Annotated in this window: 5 protein-coding genes, 1 tRNA gene and 2 pseudogenes; all 8 read right to left on the bottom strand. The window is 67.6% G+C overall.

Annotation, left to right across the window (positions count from 1 at the left end):
* A pseudogene (locus FXN61_RS46840) lies at positions 1–378 on the bottom strand (hypothetical protein); the annotation flags it as partial.
* A gap of 108 nt (positions 379–486) precedes the next feature.
* The gene (locus FXN61_RS46845) at positions 487–996 is read right to left on the bottom strand and encodes a P-loop nucleotide/nucleoside kinase family protein (protein ID WP_167980250.1); all 510 of its coding nucleotides are present in this window, start codon (positions 994–996) and stop codon (positions 487–489) included.
* A gap of 60 nt (positions 997–1,056) precedes the next feature.
* Positions 1,057–2,043, bottom strand: coding sequence for a glycoside hydrolase family 5 protein (locus FXN61_RS46850; protein ID WP_312878539.1), 987 nt, complete (start codon positions 2,041–2,043; stop codon positions 1,057–1,059).
* A gap of 197 nt (positions 2,044–2,240) precedes the next feature.
* Positions 2,241–2,576: a hypothetical protein gene (locus FXN61_RS46855; RefSeq protein ID WP_167980251.1), complete on the bottom strand. Its 336-nt coding sequence runs from the start codon at positions 2,574–2,576 to the stop codon at positions 2,241–2,243.
* Between the two features lie 195 nt (positions 2,577–2,771).
* Positions 2,772–2,847, bottom strand: a tRNA-Ala gene (locus FXN61_RS46860).
* A gap of 58 nt (positions 2,848–2,905) precedes the next feature.
* Positions 2,906–3,643: a divisome protein SepX/GlpR gene (gene sepX, locus FXN61_RS46865; RefSeq protein WP_167980252.1), complete on the bottom strand. Its 738-nt coding sequence runs from the start codon at positions 3,641–3,643 to the stop codon at positions 2,906–2,908.
* A gap of 155 nt (positions 3,644–3,798) precedes the next feature.
* On the bottom strand, positions 3,799–4,452 hold the full coding sequence (locus FXN61_RS46870) for a GNAT family N-acetyltransferase (protein WP_167980253.1): 654 nt from the start codon (positions 4,450–4,452) through the stop codon (positions 3,799–3,801).
* Between the two features lie 13 nt (positions 4,453–4,465).
* Positions 4,466–5,422: pseudogene (locus FXN61_RS46875) on the bottom strand (molybdopterin molybdotransferase MoeA); the annotation flags it as partial.

Below are 5,422 nucleotides of genomic sequence, written 5' to 3' on the forward strand. Positions count from 1 at the left end.
CTCCGCGGCGCCCGCGTTCGGCCCCGGCTCGGGCCCGATCGCGGCTTTCGCCTCGTCGGCAGCCTTTTCCGCGGCCACGAGCTGCTTCTCGATCTCCTCGTCTTCCGCGAGCTGCTTCGGATCCGGCGCCGGCGCTGCCTGGTACCGGTAGTCCTCGCACGTGCCGGTCTTGCCGGCGCCGGTGGCCGCGAGCTCACCGGTGGCGAGGGCGTCCTGTCTGGACATGCCGGGCTTCAGCTTCCCGAAACCCGTGACGTCGAAGTGCTTCTCCTGCGTGGACGACGACTGCTGCTGTGCCGGCGATCCCGACGAGCAACTGACTGCGGCAAATGCCGCGGCCACGACGAACACCGCTTTGAATCCCCCAAGGTTGTTCACGCGCACAAGGTAAACCAGCTGTCCGACGACAACCGAACGCTTTCACTGGACTCCACGGTCTTCACCGGAAGTCCACATCGGACAGCGGCGACGAAAAATGACCCGAGATCAGGGCTGATCACCGGCCGCGCGAAGGATGTCGGCCGCCACCGCCGGGATGTCCACCGAGGCGGTGGTGTCGACCTGCACCACCGGACCGACACCCAATGGCGGCACCGGTTCGCCCCACAGTTCGGCCTCGTCACGCTCCAGGTCGAGATGACCAGGATGCCGGACGGCGGCGCGGGCGTAGTAGCGCGACCGGGCCACCGCGACCGGTACCACGCAGCGCACCTCCACCACCTGTCCTGGCAACGCGGACACCAGAGGTCTGGTGTAGTCGAACCAGGTGCTGTCCAGCACCGCGCCTGGACAACGGCGCGCTACGCGGAGGGCGGCCAACACCGCCGCGCGTCCCAACCGCCGTGACGCGCTCACCGTGTGAGGCCGCCCGAGCCCTTCGGCGAGGGCCCCCTTGATCTCGTCCTTCGCCAGCACAGGCAATCCCAGCTCAGGGCCCAGCGCCGCCGCCAGCGTGCTCTTGCCCGACCCTGGCCAGCCACCAACCAGCACGAACACCGCAGCCACAGCCCTGGCTACCACAACCACCCCGCGGCCAACCCACCTGACGCGCGGACCTCAGCCGTAGATCGTGGCCTTCTTCGAGGTCTGCCGCACTCCGTTGGGGCCGTTGAGGAAGCGCTCGCCCCACGGAGTGAGGTCCGTAGGGTTGAACGAGCGGACCAGATCGAGGTACTCGACCCCGCCGCCGTTGCCGCTCCACGACCAGCCGAGATAGCCGATGCCACGAGCCTGGGACTGCGCCATGATCGTGTCCTCGTCCGGGTCGCCGTCGCTGTGCATGTTCCCGAACTCGCCCACCACCAGCGGCAGCCCCGCCGACCGGAACGCGTCGAAGTACGCGTTCACCTTCGCCGCCGTGTTGTACACGCCGTACATGTGGACGGAGAACACCGTGTTGCGTTGCGGATCGGCGTTGAGCACCGAGGCGGCGTTGTTGCGCATGATGTTCAGCCAGTCCTGGCCCCACATCGGCGCGTCCGCCATCAACAGGTGCTGCAACCCGGCTCCGCGCAACCGCTTGGTCGCGTTCTCCGTCGCGCTCGCCCACGCCGGGCTCACCAGCAGGTTGGTACCGAACGGCTCGTTGCCCAGGTTGATCACAACGTAGTTCTCCTGGCCCTTGAGCACATCGGCGACGCCGATCCAGTAGCTCGCAGCCTGATCCAGGCTCGCGGCTCCGATCTGATCGCCGTATCCCGTGGTGTCGTGGGCTTCCAGCACGCAGATCAACTGGTTCTGCTTGCACAGCGAGATGACGTTGGTGACGTCAGCGGCCGAGCTCGGCCCCCACCGCTTGCCGGTGCCCAGCACCACGCGAACCGTGTTGGCGCCAAAGGACTTGATGTCCGCGAAAGAACTGGTCTGGCCGGGAAACCAGACGTGCGGGTGGTTCACGCCCCGCATGACGAAGGCACTTCCGTTCGCCTCGACGACCCGCGTGCCGCTCACGCGAAGCCCGGTCGCGGCCTCGGCGGGTTGCGTGCCGACCAGAATGGACGCCATCAGTGCGAGCACGCTCGCGACACTCAACCTCTTGGCCACAGACCAGGCCCTCCATCGGTCCAGGTGACGCCGAACGCGCACAAAGTGCCCAGATGGAACCGTACGCACGAGACCTCGGGCAAGGATCACCCGTTAACGGCTGTGCGGTGGAGGAAAGCGCATTCATCTGAATGGTCCACTTCGGACCAGCACGAAGCTGATCAGTGGATCTGACGCACAGCGGTGCGACGCACCAGCTACTGCTGATCCGGGGGACGAACCCACGGCGCAAGGCGCTGTCCCGGCTCCAGATCACCGCGCCAGTACCGAAAGACGGTTCCCTGAACCATCTCCACGCTGCTGGCCGCGATCAAGGACGTCACTGGTTCCGTTCCACCGGCATCGGCCTCGAAGACGACGAGAAGCTGTGGTGCTTCGCCGAACTGCCGGGTCACCGCCAGGGCCTCTTCCGGCCTCGGCACACGGAAAACGGGGTCCTGGAAGGCAGTCGGGCACTGGACAAGCACCGGATCCCGAAAAACCAGCTCCAGGTCGTGGTGGTACGTCAGGTCGTGCCCGGCGCCCAGACGCACTTCACCCGCGTCACACGAGACCATGTCCCAGTCCCACCAGGACCCCTCTGGCAGTTCGATGGGAGCGGCAACCTCCTGGCGTTGCTGAAAAGACATGAATCACCCCTTCGTCAGCCTCGCCGGTCCGCGAATACAGAAGGGATGCAGACCGGTGTCGGTCTGCATCCCTTCCGAGAGTTGGTTCATGCAGTTGTTTGGTGGAGCTGAGGGGAATCGAACCCCTGACCTTCTCGATGCGAACGAGACGCGCTACCAACTGTGCTACAGCCCCTTGCGGTGTTACGAGAGAACTATAGCAGTCCCGAGAGGGGGTGTTTCGACACCCCCTCCTACGCCCCGACGGCACCTCTGTACCGCAGCGAGTCCAGTCCGTCCAACTCGACGAACACCGGATCCTCGTCGTCGGAGTCGACGGGGATGGTGCCCGGTCGCACGTGGTACTCGAAGCGCGGCAACGGTGGCAGCGCCGGCCTCTCGTCGACCATCTCGACCTCGGTGGTCTCCGCGACCTCGACGGCCGAGGCACCCGAGGCGCCAGAAGCAGTCGAAGCGACCGCGGGAGCCTCGTCGACCTGCTGAGGCTGCGGACCGGTCGCACGGCGACGACGCACCTGCTGCAGGCGAGCGAGCCGGCGAGCGCGGATCTCCTCCTCGATCCGCACCTGCCTGCGCAGGTAGGTGAGGTAGCCCACGGTCAGGAGGTCGAGCGCGGCGTGGCCGTACCAGAGCGGCGTGTAGAACACTCCGGCGACGACTCCCGTTGCCACGGCGGCGACCAGCAGGAACGCCACGACTCTGCGGCGGAACGCGTACTTCGCCTGGGCCACCATCGCGGCGGTCTCCGGGTCGTAGCCGCCACGGCCTCGCCGGAACGGGCGTTCGACGTACTCCTCCTCGTCGAAGTAGTCGTCGTCGAGGTCGTGGATGTCGTCGTACTCGGCGTCGGACATGGCGTCGTACTCCTCCCCCACGCTGCGCGCACTCTCCTGGCGCTTGCGGGCCATCATGGGGACGAGGACGACCAGCCATGCGACGACCAGCGCAACGATGATCAGCGAACTCGGCATTCCCCGTTCACCTCCCCCGACCCACGCGTGGTGCTTTCACCACGCTAGTCACAACAGTCACACCTGTCTCGGAGGCTCGCCGAGCGCGGTGCGTACCAAAGTGTGGTGTATCACCCACTTTTGGGTGAAGCGATTAGAACAAACGGACGCGAACGTCAGGGAAGACGGGCCTCTCCGCGTGCGACCAAACGGCGCACTAGGCCGTCCGGGATCTCCTCGGCGGTGAGGGCGAAGCAGAGGTGGTCGCGCCATTGGCCGGCAACATCCAGATAACGCTTGAAGAGACCTTCCTCGCGATATCCGGATTTGGTGAGCACGCGGATCGAGGCGGCGTTCTCGGGCCGGACGGTGGCTTCGAGCCTGTGCAGACCAGCGTCGCGGAAAGCGTGGTCCGTGAGCAACGCCACGGCGGCCGTTGCGACGCCGCCGCCCGCCCGATCAGCGGCCACCCAGTAGCCGATCCAGGCGGAGAGCAACGAGCCGCGCACGATGTTGCCGACGGTGATCTGACCGGCGACCTCGCCGTTCACCATGATCATGAACGGCAGCGTGCTGCCGCGACGGGCCATGGCGCGCAGCGACGACCACTGGGCCGGCCAGGACAACGTCGCGTTGCGCTCGTCCCAGCCCTCCTGCGCCGTGGGCTCCCACTGCTCCAGGTACTCGCGGTCGCGGATCCTCAGCTTGGACCAGCGAGAACCGTCGAACAGGCGTGGCCCGCGCAGCGTGACGGTTCCCGCGCGCACCTCGATCGGCCCCAGCCGGACGGGCCAGCCGGGGTGCCGTCCCAGGTCGGCGAAGACGCTCATCCCGGCCTGTGTCTCATCCTCGTTGAGCGAGGAAGCTGACCAGCACCTCTTCGCCGACCGAGACCTCGGTGACGTCCTCCTCGACCATGATCAGGCAGTTGGCCTCGGCCAAGGACGCGAGCAGGTGCGACCCGGACGTGCCGAGCGGCTGCACCAGGTACTCGCCGTTGTCCGCGTCGCGCAGCAGCTGGCCGCGCAGGAAACCACGGCGGCCCTTCGTCGACGACAACGGCGACAGCAGACGTGCCGACACCGCGCGGCGGTACGGGTTCTTCTTGCCGAGCGCGGCCCTGATCAGCGGCCTGACCAGCACCTCGAACACGACGAGCGCGCTCATCGGGTTCGCGGGCAGCAGGAACGTCGGCACGGCGTCCGGGCCGAGCCTGCCGAAGCCCTGCGCGGAACCGGGATGCATGGCGATGCGGGTGACGTCCATGTCGCCGAGGTCCGCCAGGGCCGCCTTGACCTCATCACCGATCGCGCGCCCACGCCACCGGCGACGACGACGATCTCGGAGAGCAGCAGCCGTCCCTCGACGACCTCGCGCAGCCGGCGCGGGTCGGCCGACATGATGCCGACCCTGCTGACCTCGGCGCCCGCGTCACGTGCGGCGGCGGCCAGTGCGTACGAGTTCACGTCGTAGACCTGGCCCTGTCCAGGCGTGCGGTCGACGTCGACGAGCTCCTCGCCGAGCGAGATCACGGAGACCCGCGGGCGCGGGTGCACGAGCACCTTGTTGCGTCCGACAGCGGCCAGCAACCCCACCTGAGCAGCGCCGATGGACGCGCCGCGGCGAACGGCGACGTCACCTGTCTGCACGTCCTCGCCGGTGCGGCGGACGAACCCGGCGGACGGCACGCTGCGGTTCACCGTCACCTTGGCGTGGTGGCCGTCGGTGTAGCCGAGCGGCACGACCGCGTCGGCCAGCGTCGGCAGCGGCGCACCGGTCGCGACCCGCACGGCCTGGCCG

Origin of the sequence: Lentzea indica (genome assembly GCF_012184385.1) — a bacterium.
In the GTDB taxonomy this organism is placed as follows: Bacteria; Actinomycetota; Actinomycetes; order Mycobacteriales; family Pseudonocardiaceae; genus Lentzea; species Lentzea indica.